Source organism: Vibrio sp. S17_S38, assembly GCF_014694375.1.
Lineage (GTDB): Bacteria > Pseudomonadota > Gammaproteobacteria > Enterobacterales > Vibrionaceae > Vibrio.
Map to the genome: position 1 here is coordinate 16,364 of NZ_JAAUWW010000002.1, position 14,760 is coordinate 31,123.

13 protein-coding genes are annotated in these 14,760 nt (G+C 39.7%); 5 read left to right on the forward strand and 8 right to left on the reverse strand.

Translation table 11 applies throughout. The features are described from left to right. The first annotated feature begins 521 nt into the window (after positions 1 to 521). The 5 genes from HC725_RS01630 (at position 522) to hpf (ending at position 5,290) form a co-directional block, all read left to right on the forward strand. Positions 522 to 1,646 (forward strand): polyamine ABC transporter substrate-binding protein, encoded by a 1,125-nt coding sequence (locus HC725_RS01630; RefSeq protein WP_190330029.1) that lies wholly within the window; start codon positions 522 to 524, stop codon positions 1,644 to 1,646. A 113-nt stretch (positions 1,647 to 1,759) separates the two neighbouring features. Then, positions 1,760 to 2,908 carry a polyamine ABC transporter ATP-binding protein gene (potA, locus tag HC725_RS01635; RefSeq protein WP_190330030.1) on the forward strand — a complete coding sequence of 383 codons (1,149 nt, stop codon included), beginning with the start codon at positions 1,760 to 1,762 and terminating at the stop codon, positions 2,906 to 2,908. Then, positions 2,905 to 3,810, forward strand: a complete 906-nt coding sequence (locus tag HC725_RS01640; protein ID WP_194687843.1) for an ABC transporter permease subunit — start codon at positions 2,905 to 2,907, stop codon at positions 3,808 to 3,810. The genes potA and HC725_RS01640 overlap by 4 nt, the downstream gene beginning before the upstream one ends. Before the next feature lie 25 nt (positions 3,811 to 3,835). Then, positions 3,836 to 4,678 (forward strand): ABC transporter permease subunit, encoded by an 843-nt coding sequence (locus HC725_RS01645; RefSeq protein WP_190330031.1) that lies wholly within the window; start codon positions 3,836 to 3,838, stop codon positions 4,676 to 4,678. 252 nt (positions 4,679 to 4,930) lie between these two features. Continuing rightward, on the forward strand, positions 4,931 to 5,290 hold the full coding sequence (gene hpf, locus HC725_RS01650) for a ribosome hibernation-promoting factor, HPF/YfiA family (protein ID WP_190330032.1): 360 nt from the start codon (positions 4,931 to 4,933) through the stop codon (positions 5,288 to 5,290). Between the two features lie 102 nt (positions 5,291 to 5,392). On the opposite strand, the gene HC725_RS01655 is transcribed toward hpf, so the two are convergent. The 8 genes from HC725_RS01655 to pdxH all read right to left on the reverse strand — a co-directional run bounded on the left by HC725_RS01655 (position 5,393) and on the right by pdxH (position 14,518). Continuing rightward, the gene (locus tag HC725_RS01655; protein WP_190330033.1) at positions 5,393 to 5,737 is read right to left on the reverse strand and encodes a YajD family HNH nuclease; all 345 of its coding nucleotides are present in this window, start codon (positions 5,735 to 5,737) and stop codon (positions 5,393 to 5,395) included. An 83-nt stretch (positions 5,738 to 5,820) separates the two neighbouring features. Further along, positions 5,821 to 6,495, reverse strand: a complete 675-nt coding sequence (locus tag HC725_RS01660) for a Qnr family pentapeptide repeat protein (RefSeq protein ID WP_190330034.1) — start codon at positions 6,493 to 6,495, stop codon at positions 5,821 to 5,823. Between the two features lie 109 nt (positions 6,496 to 6,604). Continuing rightward, positions 6,605 to 6,814 carry a transcription antiterminator/RNA stability regulator CspE gene (gene cspE, locus HC725_RS01665; RefSeq protein WP_190330035.1) on the reverse strand — a complete coding sequence of 70 codons (210 nt, stop codon included), beginning with the start codon at positions 6,812 to 6,814 and terminating at the stop codon, positions 6,605 to 6,607. A gap of 347 nt (positions 6,815 to 7,161) precedes the next feature. Further along, positions 7,162 to 8,655, reverse strand: a complete 1,494-nt coding sequence (gene putP / locus HC725_RS01670; protein WP_190330036.1) for a sodium/proline symporter PutP — start codon at positions 8,653 to 8,655, stop codon at positions 7,162 to 7,164. A gap of 93 nt (positions 8,656 to 8,748) precedes the next feature. Then, complete coding sequence (locus tag HC725_RS01675; protein WP_190330286.1) at positions 8,749 to 9,462, reverse strand: 1-pyrroline-5-carboxylate dehydrogenase; 714 nt, start codon at positions 9,460 to 9,462, stop codon at positions 8,749 to 8,751. A gap of 7 nt (positions 9,463 to 9,469) precedes the next feature. Then, positions 9,470 to 12,676 carry a bifunctional proline dehydrogenase/L-glutamate gamma-semialdehyde dehydrogenase PutA gene (putA, locus tag HC725_RS01680; RefSeq protein WP_190330037.1) on the reverse strand — a complete coding sequence of 1,069 codons (3,207 nt, stop codon included), beginning with the start codon at positions 12,674 to 12,676 and terminating at the stop codon, positions 9,470 to 9,472. 140 nt (positions 12,677 to 12,816) lie between these two features. Continuing rightward, positions 12,817 to 13,680 (reverse strand): AraC family transcriptional regulator, encoded by an 864-nt coding sequence (locus HC725_RS01685; protein ID WP_190330038.1) that lies wholly within the window; start codon positions 13,678 to 13,680, stop codon positions 12,817 to 12,819. A gap of 193 nt (positions 13,681 to 13,873) precedes the next feature. After that, complete coding sequence (gene pdxH / locus HC725_RS01690) at positions 13,874 to 14,518, reverse strand: pyridoxamine 5'-phosphate oxidase (protein WP_190330039.1); 645 nt, start codon at positions 14,516 to 14,518, stop codon at positions 13,874 to 13,876. Positions 14,519 to 14,760 lie beyond the last annotated feature (242 nt).

Here is a 14,760-nt window from a genome sequence, read left to right on the forward strand (position 1 = left end):
TATTCAAGGCAAACAACCTATTAACACTACAACACATTTATCCATGAACATCCAATAAGTGCATTATTCTCATTCACCTCTTGTCCATCAAAAACAATAAAAAAGTTTTATCGAAACCATAAATTTATTCTGATTTACTATTTGAATTTTCAATTTATTATCGCGTTGTTCTTCGCAAGAAAGTACCAACCACCGCACTCAAGTTACTGACTTTAGCTCTTTATTAGTGCTTTAGTCACAAATCATTTAAGTGCCGCTAATCGTTAACGCAAGGTTAATGGGCGTAGGTTGCAAATCTAAGAGTATGGGTGAATATTCCCTTCATGCACCCCACTCAGAAAACGTCATATTGAATCTTCAATTTTTTAGGATTTGTTTATACTGCATAAATAAATCTTAGTTTAATTTATGTTCAACCTGACCCAAATCAGTTATCCCCCACCAGAAGGAATGCTGGCGTTAAGTTAGAGGTTGGTGTGCTTTGCAACCCGATCTTTTTGATCGCTTTTTAGGGTAAAACCATGTCTTTGAAAAAAACACTTTTAACCGCATCCATGGCGGTGACAACATTATTCACCTCTACTGTATTATTAACGTCAACAAAAGCTTTCGCTCAAGATGACCAAGTCCTTCATGTTTATAACTGGAGTAGTTATATCGCTGAAGACACCATTGCCAACTTCGAAAAAGAAAGTGGTATTAAAGTGGTGTATGACGTATTCGATAGCAACGAAGTCTTAGAAGCGAAACTTCTGGCTGGTCGTTCTGGGTATGATGTTGTTGTGCCATCAAACAACTTTTTAGCTAAACAAATTCGCGCAGGTGTTTTCCAAAAGTTAGATCGTTCTCAATTGCCTAACTGGAAAAACTTAAACCCTGAGCTATTAAATGCATTGGCACCAAGTGACCCAGGTAATTTATATGCTATACCATATCTATGGGGCACAATTGGTTTTGCTTACAATGTAGATAAAGTAAAAAAAGTTCTGGGTGACGCAGCGCCTGTTGATTCTTGGGATTTAGTCTTTAAACCAGAAAACATGGAAAAATTAAAGTCATGTGGTGTTTCATTCTTAGACTCACCAACAGAAATGTTACCAGCGGCATTAAATTACTTGAATTTAGATACCAGTACGCAAAAGCCAGATGACATTAAACAAGCTGAAGCACTGTTTTTATCGATTCGCCCGAACGTAAGTTATTTCCATTCATCTAAATATATTTCAGATTTAGCCAATGGTGATATCTGTGTTGCGGTTGGTTATTCTAATGACCTATTTATAGCTCAAGCTCGTGCTAATGAAGCCAATAACGGTAATCATATTGAATATGTGATCCCTAAAGAAGGTGCAGGCAGTTACTTTGACATGATGGCTATTCCGGCCGACGCGGCAAACGTAAAAGCAGCGCATATGTTTTTGAATTATCTAATGAAGCCTGAAGTAATTGCTAATATTACCAATGAAGTCAGTGCAGCCAATGGAAACCAAGCGGCGACACCGTTTGTAAAAGATGAACTGCGTAATAATTTGGGTGTTTATCCAAATGACGCGACACTCAAAAATATTTATACCATTAGCGATTTGCCATCCAAGACCCAACGTGTAATGACACGTACTTGGACTAAGATAAAGACAGGTCGATAAAGCCTAAAGCATTTACCCAACAATTTGGGTAACAGCGAATAAGGCGTCCGACAGTGGGCGCCTTTTTTATTAAACATATTCCCAAATAATTGAAGTTATAGTGAGAGTTACGCATGGTTATCTCCAGCGCCTATAAAAAAGCCCTTGAACGTCAGTCAAAACCAAAAGAAATCCTAGTTAAGATTGATCGTGTTAGTAAACAATTTGACGATACATTAGCTGTCGATAATGTCTCTATTAGTATTAATAAGGGTGAAATATTTGCTCTGCTAGGCGGATCAGGCTCGGGTAAATCGACCTTATTACGCATGCTAGCGGGCTTTGAGAAACCAACCGAAGGTCGAATTATTCTAGATGGTGTCGATATCACCGACATGGCGCCCTATGATCGTCCGATTAATATGATGTTCCAATCATACGCTTTGTTTCCACACATGAACGTAGAGCAAAATATTGCCTTTGGCTTGAAGCAAGATTCACTACCAAAAGATGAAATTAAAGCACGTGTTGATGAGATGCTAAAACTGGTTCATATGACTCAATACGCTAAACGTAAACCACACCAACTATCAGGTGGTCAACGTCAGCGTGTGGCTTTGGCTCGCTCTTTAGCCAAGCGTCCAAAGCTGTTGTTGTTAGATGAACCAATGGGCGCACTCGATAAAAAACTGCGCTCTCAAATGCAATTAGAGCTGGTCGAAATCATCGAGCGTGTGGGAGTAACGTGTGTCATGGTCACACATGATCAAGAAGAAGCAATGACGATGGCACAGCGTGTAGCAATCATGCATTTAGGCTGTATTGAGCAGATTGGTAGCCCGATGGATATTTATGAAACCCCTGTGAACCGTTTAGTGTGTGAGTTCATCGGCAACGTCAATTTATTTGATGGCATGTTAGTAGAAGATGCACAAGATCACGCCACGATTGCTTGTGTCGATTTATCACAACCGATTTATGTGGGACACGGGATCAGCTCGCAAGCTGAAAACAAGAAAGTCGCTTATGCATTACGCCCTGAAAAGTTGTTAATGAGTACTCGCTTACCTGACGATCTAGAGCATCCAGACTTTAACTGGACAACTGGAACAGTATACGACATTGCCTATCTTGGTGGTTCATCGGTGTACCACATTCAGTTACCGTCGGGGAAAATTGTGCAAGCCTTTATCGCCAACGCTGAACGCCACGGTAAACGCCCAACATGGGAAGATAAGGTCTATTTATATTGGGAAGATGACAGCGGTGTGGTACTGCAATGACAATTCTAAATCTAAAGCAGCTTGATAAAAAAATTGGCCGTAAACTTGTCATTGGAATGCCCTTCTTTTGGCTGTTTATCTTCTTTTTATTGCCATTTATTATCGTACTGAAAATCAGTTTTTCTGAAGCAGATGTTGCTATTCCACCCTATACAGAGTTGGTGAGTTGGGCTGATGAACAGCTCACCATTTTGCTAAATATGGGGAATTATTTGCTACTGAGCGATGATGGATTATATCTTGCTGCTTATTTAAGTTCTTTGAAAATGGCACTGATCAGCACCATTGCTTGTTTGCTGATCGGCTACCCAATGGCGTATTCAATTTCAAAAGCAAAAAAAGAAACCCAGACCATTTTATTATTGTTAATCATGATGCCAACATGGACAGCAATTTTAATCCGGGTTTACGCTTGGATGGGAATTTTAAGCAATAACGGTTTATTAAATGGTTTTTTACAACATATAGGTTTGATTAGTGAACCTTTACATATCCTCAATACCGATTTAGCAGTGTATATAGGGATTGTATATTCGTATTTACCCTTTATGGTGCTGCCGCTTTATGCCAACTTAGCCAAGCACGATCAAAGCTTATTAGAAGCGGCATCTGACTTAGGTTGCCGTAATATTTCAACCTTTTGGCAAATAACCGTTCCGTTATCTAAAGGAGGGATTATTGCAGGTTGTATGCTGGTATTTATTCCTGTGGTGGGTGAGTTTGTGATCCCTGAGCTGCTTGGTGGTCCGGATACATTAATGATAGGTAAAGTGTTATGGCAAGAATTCTTTAACAACCGAGACTGGCCAGTTGCCGCAGCACTAGCCGTGGTCATGCTAGTCGTATTAATGATCCCAATTATTTTCTTTAATCGTACTCAAGCAAAAGAGCTTGAGGGTTAAGCATTTCGTATTTAAAGGAACCGCAATGAAACGTTTTGGTTTTGCCAATATCATGTTGATTTTAGGCTTAGTCTTCATCTATTTGCCTTTAGTGATCATGGTTATTTACTCATTTAATTCATCCAAATTGGTAACAGTTTGGGGTGGATGGTCAATAAAATGGTACGGCTCACTTTGGGAAAATACTCAATTAATGAGCGCGGTATTTCGCTCACTTGAGATTGCCTTTTATACCGCAATCTCAGCAGTGGCATTAGGCACGATGGCGGCATTTGTACTGACTCGCATTCCACGCTTTTATGGTAAGACTTTATTTGGTGGATTAGTAACCGCTCCGTTAGTGATGCCAGAAGTGATCACCGGTTTATCTTTGCTATTGCTCTTTGTGGCCATGAATAATCTTATCGGTTGGCCAATTGAACGAGGAATGATGACCATTTGGATTGCTCACACTACGTTTACTAGTTCGTATGTGGCCATTTTGGTATCTTCTCGCTTGCGTGAACTTGATATTTCGATGGAAGAAGCGGCTATGGATTTAGGCGCTAAGCCTTGGAAAGTATTTTTTCAAATTACCATTCCAATGATCACGCCATCTTTGGTTGCTGGTGGCATGATGGCCTTTGCACTATCGTTAGATGATTTAGTCCTCGCCAGTTTTGTATCCGGACCAGGAGCGACCACACTACCAATGGAAATATTTTCGTCCGTACGGTTAGGAGTAAAGCCTGAGATAAATGCTATCGCGAGCATTATTTTACTGTGTGTGTCTTTATTTACGTTTACCACTTGGTTCATTATGGCAAGAGCTGAAAAACGCCGTAAGAAAGAAATCTATCAAAGTAAAAAAGTATTATCGGCACATTAAGTTACAAAGATTTAAAAATATATAATAAAGAGACGGCTATCAGCTCACAATAGCTGTTTTCTCTTGTTATATACTCTTTCTTTGAGCAACTAAAAACCAATTGTTGCTCAAAGAAAAAGCAAAGCAGTTTATTTATCACTAAACTCATTATATGGCTTTGCTTAACAGAAAAAATTTTGTTAGGTTGGAAATAGAGATTGATCTAGAACATCGCCATAAATTATTTAAGGCGTTCAACAGAAGGTATTGCATATGAAAGTAAATATTCAAACTCACCATGTATCCATCAGTGATGATTCTCGTGCGGAAATCGAAAATAAATTCGAAAAAATAGCTTCTCACTTTCCTGATTTAATCAGCTGCGACATTATTATTACCAAGCAGCATAATGAGCATCATGTCGAAACGTTCTCAAACTATGAAGGTGTACGAATTTCAGCAAAAGCTGAAGATAAAGTGATGTACCCAGCCATTGCAGCAGCCGTTAAAAAATTAGAAACCGGACTGAAAAACCGTAAAGGTCAATTAAAAGCAGAACTGCATGCAACGCCAACCAGCACCAAACCAGAAATTGCTTCTGATATTATCCAAGAAATGAAATTAGTCGATTAATACTATTTCAAATACAACAAACGAGCTCAAGTAGCTCGTTTTTTATTGGGTAATTTTTAGGTTAATCTACTAACATCAAGCTTGCGCTAAGTCACTGGATCTTTATTTTTTCAATAAATCTTTCAAGTTCGCGAATGGATTATGAGTCGCGCTAACATGGTCATCTCGTCCTGGTGTAATTTCCGCACCATAACGGTCATGATCGCTGTATTTTGAATGTTCATGGTCATGACAATACAAACACAGTAGCTCCCAATTACTGCCATCTTCTGGATTATTGGTATGATCGTGATCTTTATGATGAACGGTTAATTCACGAAGGTTTGAGTACACAAACTCACGGGCACAATTGCCACACACCCACGGATAAATTTTGAGTGCTTTTTCGCGATAGCCACTTTCTTGGCGAGCATAAGCCGCACTACTTCCATAAAAATCTGATGCCATATTACGTTCCTAATTAAATATATTCTTGTTACCGAAGTATAACGCTTACTTTAAATGAAATTCTATCTCTGCTTTCAATACACTTATGCGTTATCCGATACCACTACTAATCCTAAATTACTCAGCAATTGCTCTTGTTGCCATTGACAAATAATCACGCCAGTTAAGGTAATGCGTCGAATATCCAAACCGTTCAAATCAACATGTGACAAGTTTGCATCATTCCACTGCGCCTGTTCCCATTGTTCAGCAGTAAACTCACCACGAGATAAATCGGAACCTTTAAAAGACGAACCAGAAAGGTTAGCCCCACCCCAACGGTTTTCAAATAAATCACATTTCTCTAATTTTTGACGTTCTAAATTGGCATAAGAAAGATCGCAGTTAGTAATGTACGCTGAACAAAAATAAGTATTATGAGTTATATGGTTTGCAAAGTTTGTACGAAAAAAGCTCCCCCCTTTCAGATGACAATGGCGCATTTCAATACCAAAGGCATCTGCACCGTCAAAAATAGCCATACTCAAATTACAATTTTTAAAGCTAGCTTCCTTCAGTTTCGCATGGCTAAAATCACATCCCAAAATATTGCCACTTTCTATAAAAACACAATCAATAAATTTTGTTTCAGTCAAATCTGAACGAGAGAAATTGCAGCCATAAAATTGGCACTTATCAAATACCAAATCTTGTAGATCTTGCTTAGAAAAATCATGATCTCGATACAGAGTTTGGTGAGTTTTAAGCAATGTAGACATACGAAACCTTTGAGCCCTAAGGAATAGGTGATAACAGTAAAAATAGAGGTTAAGGAAAACAAAAAAGCCGCAGCGAGTGCGGCTTTTTTAAATTCTTTTCAGTACTAGATTAGAGTACTTCAACGTTTGCAGCTTGAGGGCCTTTCTGACCTTGCTCAACTTCAAACGCCACTTTTTGCCCTTCAGCTAAAGTACGGAAACCTTCACCAGTAATAGAACGGAAGTGAACAAATACGTCTGCCCCACCATTTTCTTGAGTGATGAATCCGAAACCTTTCTCTTCGTTAAACCACTTAACGATACCAGTTGTCTTAGACATGGGTAAATCCTATATATTTTACTAATCAATTACGCATGTAGCGTGGTTATAGCCATTGGTAAAATATCTATTGAATAATCCGCACAGGACATAAGAAACTTAGAAAGGAAACACTTCATGACACGACTGGTATAGCAGGTGTTGCGAAGACTTTTAAAGTATCTTTCAAATAAATAATCTACTAAAGACTAAGTTTAAAGATACTCGGGTTTATTTGAGATGTATAGGGCTATTTAGAAAAATTTGAAGTCGGTTAGATTTTTACTAATCTTTAAAAACTCAATGATTTGAGCCTCTAAAACGAATGCTTTAGAGGCCCATATTTTATAGCTATCGATCAATTATCTTTAATCAAGATCGATCAATTGTTGTTTAAATTTCTTATGCTGTTGAGATACTTCATCACTTGGGCCGCCGGTTAATAGACTCACGGCAATAACCGAAATAGTAGAGAAGATAACACCCGGTACGATTTCATAAACATCAAAAATACCACCTGTTAATTGTTTCCACACTACGATGGTAATACCACCAACAAGAATACCCACTAAAGCGCCATTACGGTTCATTTTAGACCAATACAAGCTAAGCACAATCGTAGGACCAAAGGCCGCGCCAAATCCAGCCCAAGCATAAGATACTAAGCTCAATACTGAACTGTCTGGATTCATGGCAAGCATTAACGCTAATACCGATAATCCGACCACTGCAAAGCGACCAACTTTAACCACTTCATCTGAAGTCGCCTCTTGCTTAAAGACTTGCTTATAGAAATCTTCGGCAAGCGCAGAAGAGGAAACTAGTAGCTGAGAATCCGCCGTACTCATAATAGCAGCAAGAATAGCCGCCAATAAAATACCCGCCATAACTGGGTGGAAAATAGCATTCACAAGGATCATGAATATTTTTTCTCCATCAGCTAATACAAACGACGGATTTCCGGTTACGTAAACTAAGCCAGTCAGGCCAACTAAAATAGCACCTACCATTGAAAGTGCAGTCCAAATAACCGCAATTCGACGCGCTGCCGTTAAATCTTTATTACTACGAGTGGCTTTAAAACGCGCCAAAATATGTGGTTGACCAAAGTAGCCTAATCCCCATGCCACTAGCGATATAATCGCGATCGCCGTCATAGGTTCACCTTTCGCATTGGTCCACATATCAAGCAGCTCAGGATTGATCGACGTAACATCCATATCTAATTGAGAAAAGCCACCATTCATGGCTGCAATTGGTACAATTAGCAGCGCCGCCGACATCAATAAACCTTGAACAAGGTCAGTCCATGCTACTGCTAAGAAACCACCAAATAACGTGTATGAAATAACGCATACAGCGCCAATTACTACGGCAATGTGATAATCCAAACCAAATACGGTTTCAAACAACTTCCCGCCTGCCACTAAACCAGAACTGGTATAGAACAAGAAAAATAACAAAATGAAAAAAGCAGAAATGGTTTGAATCAGTTTCGATTTATCTAAAAATCGGCGTGATAAAAAGTCAGGAATGGTAATCGCATCCGTCGTAATACTGTAAGTTCTAAGACGTTTAGCACTCACAAGCCAGTTAAGCCATGTCCCAATGAGCAACCCACCACAAATCCACGTAGCTTCAAGCCCTGATGCATACGCATAACCTGGAACACCAAGCAATAACCAGCCACTCATATCAGAAGCACCAGCAGATAATGCTGCAGGCCAAGGACCTAAAGTCCGCCCTCCAAGAAAGTAATCGGTTGAGTTTGATGTTCGTTTATAAGCGTAATAACCAATGGCAAGCATCAGGATTAAATACGCAATAAATGTACCGCTAATAGCCCAGCTATTGTCGATCATAGGTTTTCCCCTTTATATAAAAAAGCCCTTCTATCCTGAAGGGTTAAACAGTGCTAGTTCGAACTATTCTTACCAGCACAGATGAATTTATGGTTAATGTTCACTGCCTAATTCTAACAAGGTCGCATTGCCACCAACAGCAGTAATGTTAATTGTTCGTGTTCGCTCGGTAATAAAGCGCAGTACCAAAGCAGGATCAAACGATAACGCGATGTTTTGCGGATCTTCTACAATCAAAGGAACAATCGCTCCCGTTCTTTGTGCTAATAAACGATTCATCTCAATTTGAGTCTGTAGATCGACCACCACAGCAGCAATGCTGATATTACTTTCTATCAATTTAGCGTAAGAATCATAAGCCACAATTTGAACCAAATGAGCAGGTAACGAATCCCCAAATGCTTGCTGAAGTGTGTGATTAAAAGCTTCGTCATCACAACAAATCACGACGCTATTTCCTGCAATAAGTGCCGTTGTTAATAAACGGATCGCCGCTTTTTGAACATCCTCTTTTGGCTCGGATAATGACGTCACAATCAAAGCGCAGACACCACGCCCAGCGCAGTACAATTCATTCGTTTCACCCGTAGGTCCGGGCATCAACTTAGGCTCACCAATAAAAGTTTGGGCTTGTTGAATATGATGAACCATAACACTACTAAGCGTAGCATCGATTTGATTAAGTGATTTAGATACCGAAAGTAAGCACTCACTTTTAAATGAGTACTCAGTTAAGTTCCATTGTTCCCATGCTGTTCTAGCATCAAAAACCGTCACTTCTGAAAAACGCGTTATTGTTTGCATAATGACACTCCTAAGCCTGAGTTGAATTGGTTTCTGAATCACTTAAAGGTTGAGTTAAGGCGAATTGAGTAAACCGATATAAATAATGTGGTCCACCTGCTTTTGGTCCTGTACCCGATAACCCCTGCCCACCAAACGGTTGAACCCCAACGACGGCGCCAACTTGATCGCGATTGATATAACAGTTACCTACTCGTGCGTGTTTTTCTATCCAACGATACGTAGTTTCATTACGGCTATGCACGCCCATAGTCAGGCCAAAACCTGTTTGATTTATATCTTGTACAACTTTAGGTAACTCATCAGCTTTAAAACGAATCACATGCAAAATCGGACCAAATTTTTCTTCAGTCAAAACGTTGATATCACTAATCTCAATGGCTGTTGGCGAGATAAAATCACCTTGTTGGCACTCATCATTTAAAGCTAATTCGGCAATCACGTTATGAGATTTACGCATTAACTCAATGTGAGTCATTAATTTATCTTTTGCAGCCGTATCAATCACAGGACCAACATCGGTACTGTGCAGGTAAGGCAAGCCGACCGACAACTCCTGCATGCCACCTTTGATTAAACTCACGATACGATCAGCAATGTCGTGCTGCACATATAATACGCGCAATGCGGAACAACGCTGCCCTGCTGATGCAAATGCGGAGCGTAACACATCACGCACCACTTGCTCAGGCAACGCTGTACTGTCCACAATCATAGCATTTTGACCACCCGTTTCAGCAATGAAAGGGACAGGACTTGCTTCACGCTCAGCCAAAGTCGCATTAATACGTTGCGCGGTTGGGGTTGAACCAGTAAAAGCAACGCCTGCAATAGCGGGATGAGAAGTCAGAGCTTGCCCAACCAGTGCGCCATTACCCGGTAGTAATTGAATTGAACCAGTAGGAAAACCCGCTTCTATCATCAACTCCACTGCACGTGCAGCAATTAAGCTGGTTTGCTCGGCAGGTTTGGCGATTACAGTATTGCCACTGACTAAAGCGGCTGATATTTGACCTAAGAAAATGGCTAATGGGAAGTTCCACGGGCTAATACAAACAAATACCCCCCTTCCCTCACGAGTCATATCTCGTTCGTTACCATCAAAATCAACCGTAGATTGCAACGTAAAGATACTGTCTTGTTTGGCATAAAATCGACAGAAATCGACCGCTTCACGAACTTCATCAATACTGTCATGAATGGTTTTACCCGCTTCCTTGTGACATAAAGCCACAAACTCAGCCAAGTGATCTTCCAAAAGATCGGCTAAACGGTCTAATTTCTCCGCTCGAGCATGATAGCCAAGCCTGTTCCACTCACGGAAGCATGATTGCGCCCCCTCAATTGCAGCGGAAACATGATCAAGGTTTGAAAACTGCACAGATCCAACTTGGATCCTTCTATCATAAGGTGCAGTCACTATTTGGATCTGTGTATCTAACAAATTATCATCCTTGATCATGCTTTCGTCTTTTACTTGATCTTGTCGATGATTATCATTGGAATACAGCTGCTTACCATTAATGATTGGGCCTGATTGCCATGTTTTTTCTAACCATTGATTCACTTTGACTTCAAATGGTTCCGCTTCACTTAGAATATCGACATTCACGCCTAATGAATTCTTTCTATCAGCAAAGATAGCGCGAGGCAGCGGGATCGCTGGATTATAAAAATGCTCATGAGCGAGTAAGCTATCAACCGGATGTTGGTTTAAATCTTCAATCGGACAACGCGCATCCACTAAACGATGCACAAACGAGCTATTAGCGCCATTTTCCAGTAATCGACGGACTAAATACGGCAGTAAGTCTTTATGACTTCCGACTGGCGCATAGATACGCACAGATTGACGATAAGCTGCCATGACATGGTGATAAAGCGAGTCACCCATGCCATGCAAACGTTGAAATTCAAATTCTTTGTGAGTCGCCATTGTCGCAATAGCGGTTACGGTATGGGCATTATGGCTGGCAAATTGAGGGAAGATATTGCCGCGAACATGATCGCTTAATAAAAAACGAGCACACGCTAAGTAAGCCACATCTGTCGATTCTTTACGCGTATAAACAGGGTAATTATTATAACCGGCTTGCTGTGACCATTTGATTTCACTGTCCCAATAAGCACCTTTTACTAAGCGAAGTGGGATCATATCCCCTTGCTCTTTGGCTAAAGCGTTAAGCCAAGCTAATACAGGCAGAGCTCGCTTAGAATACGCTTGAATAACTAAACCAAACTTACCCCACCCTTGCGCCACTTCACTACGATAAAGTTTTTCAAACAACTCTAGAGATATTTCTAAGCGATCCGCTTCTTCTGCATCAATGGTTAATGCTACGTCCAGTTGCCTGGCATGAACGATTAATTGCTCAACCGTGGCATACAATTGCGTCATCACGCGATGTTTATTCGCGACTTCATAGCGAGGGTGTAAAGCAGATAACTTAATAGACACCGAAGGTGCGGGGCTAACATCGTGATTAAACTTATCATTGCCTACTGCGCTGATTGCCATTAAGTAATCGTTAAAATATTTCTTAGCATCATCAGTAGTAAGCGCCGCTTCACCAAGCATATCGTAAGAATAGGTATATCCTTTCTCTCGCATGCTCTTACCATTTTTTTGTGCTTCAATAATAGTACGGCCAAGCACAAACTGATGCCCCATGATCTTCATCGCTTGATGCATAGCTTTACGAATAACTGGTTCAGAGAATTTATTCACCAAACGGCTCAAGCCTTGTGATGGACTTTGAGTTTGAGATTCGTGCAGACCAATCACTTTGCCAGTAAACATCAGCCCCCAAGTTGAGGCATTAACAAAGACCGAATCAGAATTTTTCAAATGAGATTTCCAATCTGCCACGCTTAATTTATCACGGATTAAAGCATCGGCAGTCGCTGCATCAGGTATGCGCATCAAGGCTTCAGCTAAACACATCAATAAAATACCTTCATGCGTGTCTAGGCTGTATTCCAACAATAAAGCATCGATCATTTGCACCGATTTTTTATCCGCACGGATGGCTTGGATAAGTTGTGTCGTTTTATCTTGAATGGTTTGTTTTTCTTGCTCACTGGGTGTGGCAAGAGGAAGCAGCTGATTGAGCCAAGTAGATTCATCCACCATGTATAAAGGCGAAATTAAAGCCCAAAGATCGGATAATGGTTGCTGATTAAATTCTTTTGATAATACATCCGTTGCAGTAAACATGCACAGTTCTCACTCTATGAACCTATTAATGAGGTGAGTGTAGTGCCATTTAAACAACATAAATTGATAAAAACTCCGTTTTATTTGATTAAAACTCAGTTTGTTCACAAAAAACCAACATGATCACATATTTTAAGTAACTAATATTTTTCAGAATTATACGACATTTTTCTATATAGCGACGGAGAAACCCCTACCATACGGCGAAAGTTATGAGTGAAAACACTTTGGTCGGAGAAGCCAACTAATTGAGAAATATGACCAAGATTATATTGTCCTTCTCTTATTAAAGTTTTTGACAGCTCAATTCTTTTTTGTAGAACATATTGATGTGGTGTGCAGCCAACCTGTGATTTGAAAGATAGATGAAAATGACTTTCACCTAAAAATGCACATGCCGCTAAATCGGATACTGATATCTTATTGGTTAAATGCTGATGAATATAACGATCAATCAGATCCATATTCAAGCGGTTGCCTTTTTTGAGTGTTTCAAACGGTTTAGTGTGACGGTGTAATAAGGCAATGATAGTGTCTTGGCAGGCTTGGCATAACCATTGATCATCGGGATTTGATTCTATTTCCTGTACTAATAATTTAACCAATTGCTGAATAGGTAAATCGAGTTGAAAATACACCTCTTTTTCTAATAAGGCATTTACCAGAGCACGAACTTGAGATTGATTTTTATCCCGATGTATTACGTCATCAAGCTCTTCTTTATTTAGTCGTTTATCGTCGAAAAAGTGATCTTCATCGAAGACGAAATTCAGCACTAAAATATCCGATAAACCAATACCGCCAAAACGATGTTCACAAGCAGCACGAACAATACAACCTTGCCCAGGTCCAATCAGCCGAACTTCCCCATCGACTTCAAATTCCGCACGACCTTTTAATCCTATAACGATCTGAGTGTAATCATGTTGATGCCTTTCCATATAGCTAGGAAGCGTGATCAACTGTGCGGTTTTAGGTGGCGTATTGATATCAAATTCAGCCATAAAAAGTTACTTCCTGAGCATTCATTAAGATCTTACTTGATCATAGTTCCAGAACGATGATCAAGACATATCAAACTACGGAGATGGTAATTCCAATAACTCTTTATAAATCAAATTAATAATTAGCAAATTTATATCAGATTTTAATTTACAGTGTAAATCTAGGTGATCTTTAATTCACCCAATCGATAATTTAAGGTGCTAAACGAGAAATATCCCATTCTTTTTGATCTTGTTCTGACTTCATATAAATAAAACGGTCATGCAAGCGACGTTCACCACCTTGCCAAAATTCCATACTGTCTACTTTAATTCGGTAGCCTCCCCAAAAACTAGGTACTGGGATCTTACCATCTGCAAACTTTTCTTTTAGTTCAAGGTACTTCCCTTCAAGCACGCCGCGAGCTGAAATTCGATTACTTTGCTTACTAGCCCACGCTGCAAGTTGGCTTTCTTTCGGGCGAGAAGTGAAGTACTTCATATTTTCCATAGCCGAAAGTTTTTCTACCGTACCAGTAATATGAACTTGGCGCTCCATCGCATACCATGGGAAATGTAAGCTAATTTTATTGTTGTGTTGTAGGTGTTGAGCTTTACGGCTACCAAGATTGGTATAAAAAACGAAGCCTTGGTCATCGACATTTTTAAGTAACACAATCCGTTGAAAGGGCTGTCCATGTTCATCGACAGTCGCAACTGTCATGGCCGTTGGATCTTTTAAATCAAACTCAATCGCTTGTTGTAACCATAGATTAAATTGGTCAACTGGATTTATCGCTAAGTCTTTACGCTTTAATGCACTCAAAGCATATTCACGTCGCATATCAGAAAGTTTCATAACAAGTCCTTAAGTTTATGTTGCTTAATTTTGCGCTTAACTCAATAGCAAGACAAGTCTAAAATTAAAAAGCGTATGACAAAAAATGTCCTGTTCTTCCTTAAAAATAGAGAGCTAAAAATACATATCATAGGAGTCATGAAATATACCTATTATCTAATGGCAGATTAACTGAGATGAACATAATTAGATGTGTCATATATAAAGATTAGAAATGGTAATTTACAGTGTAAATCAATACC

Coding starts and splice junctions, on each gene's coding strand:
- putP (WP_190330036.1), bottom strand. CDS start 8,655: ATGATCGACAATAGCTGGGCTATTAGCGGTACATTTATTGCGTATTTA.
- HC725_RS01685 (WP_190330038.1), bottom strand. CDS start 13,680: ATGGCTGAATTTGATATCAATACGCCACCTAAAACCGCACAGTTGATC.
- HC725_RS01640 (WP_194687843.1), top strand. CDS start 2,905: ATGACAATTCTAAATCTAAAGCAGCTTGATAAAAAAATTGGCCGTAAA.
- potA (WP_190330030.1), top strand. CDS start 1,760: ATGGTTATCTCCAGCGCCTATAAAAAAGCCCTTGAACGTCAGTCAAAA.
- HC725_RS01645 (WP_190330031.1), top strand. CDS start 3,836: ATGAAACGTTTTGGTTTTGCCAATATCATGTTGATTTTAGGCTTAGTC.
- hpf (WP_190330032.1), top strand. CDS start 4,931: ATGAAAGTAAATATTCAAACTCACCATGTATCCATCAGTGATGATTCT.
- HC725_RS01630 (WP_190330029.1), top strand. CDS start 522: ATGTCTTTGAAAAAAACACTTTTAACCGCATCCATGGCGGTGACAACA.
- putA (WP_190330037.1), bottom strand. CDS start 12,676: ATGTTTACTGCAACGGATGTATTATCAAAAGAATTTAATCAGCAACCA.
- pdxH (WP_190330039.1), bottom strand. CDS start 14,518: ATGAAACTTTCTGATATGCGACGTGAATATGCTTTGAGTGCATTAAAG.
- HC725_RS01655 (WP_190330033.1), bottom strand. CDS start 5,737: ATGGCATCAGATTTTTATGGAAGTAGTGCGGCTTATGCTCGCCAAGAA.
- HC725_RS01660 (WP_190330034.1), bottom strand. CDS start 6,495: ATGTCTACATTGCTTAAAACTCACCAAACTCTGTATCGAGATCATGAT.
- cspE (WP_190330035.1), bottom strand. CDS start 6,814: ATGTCTAAGACAACTGGTATCGTTAAGTGGTTTAACGAAGAGAAAGGT.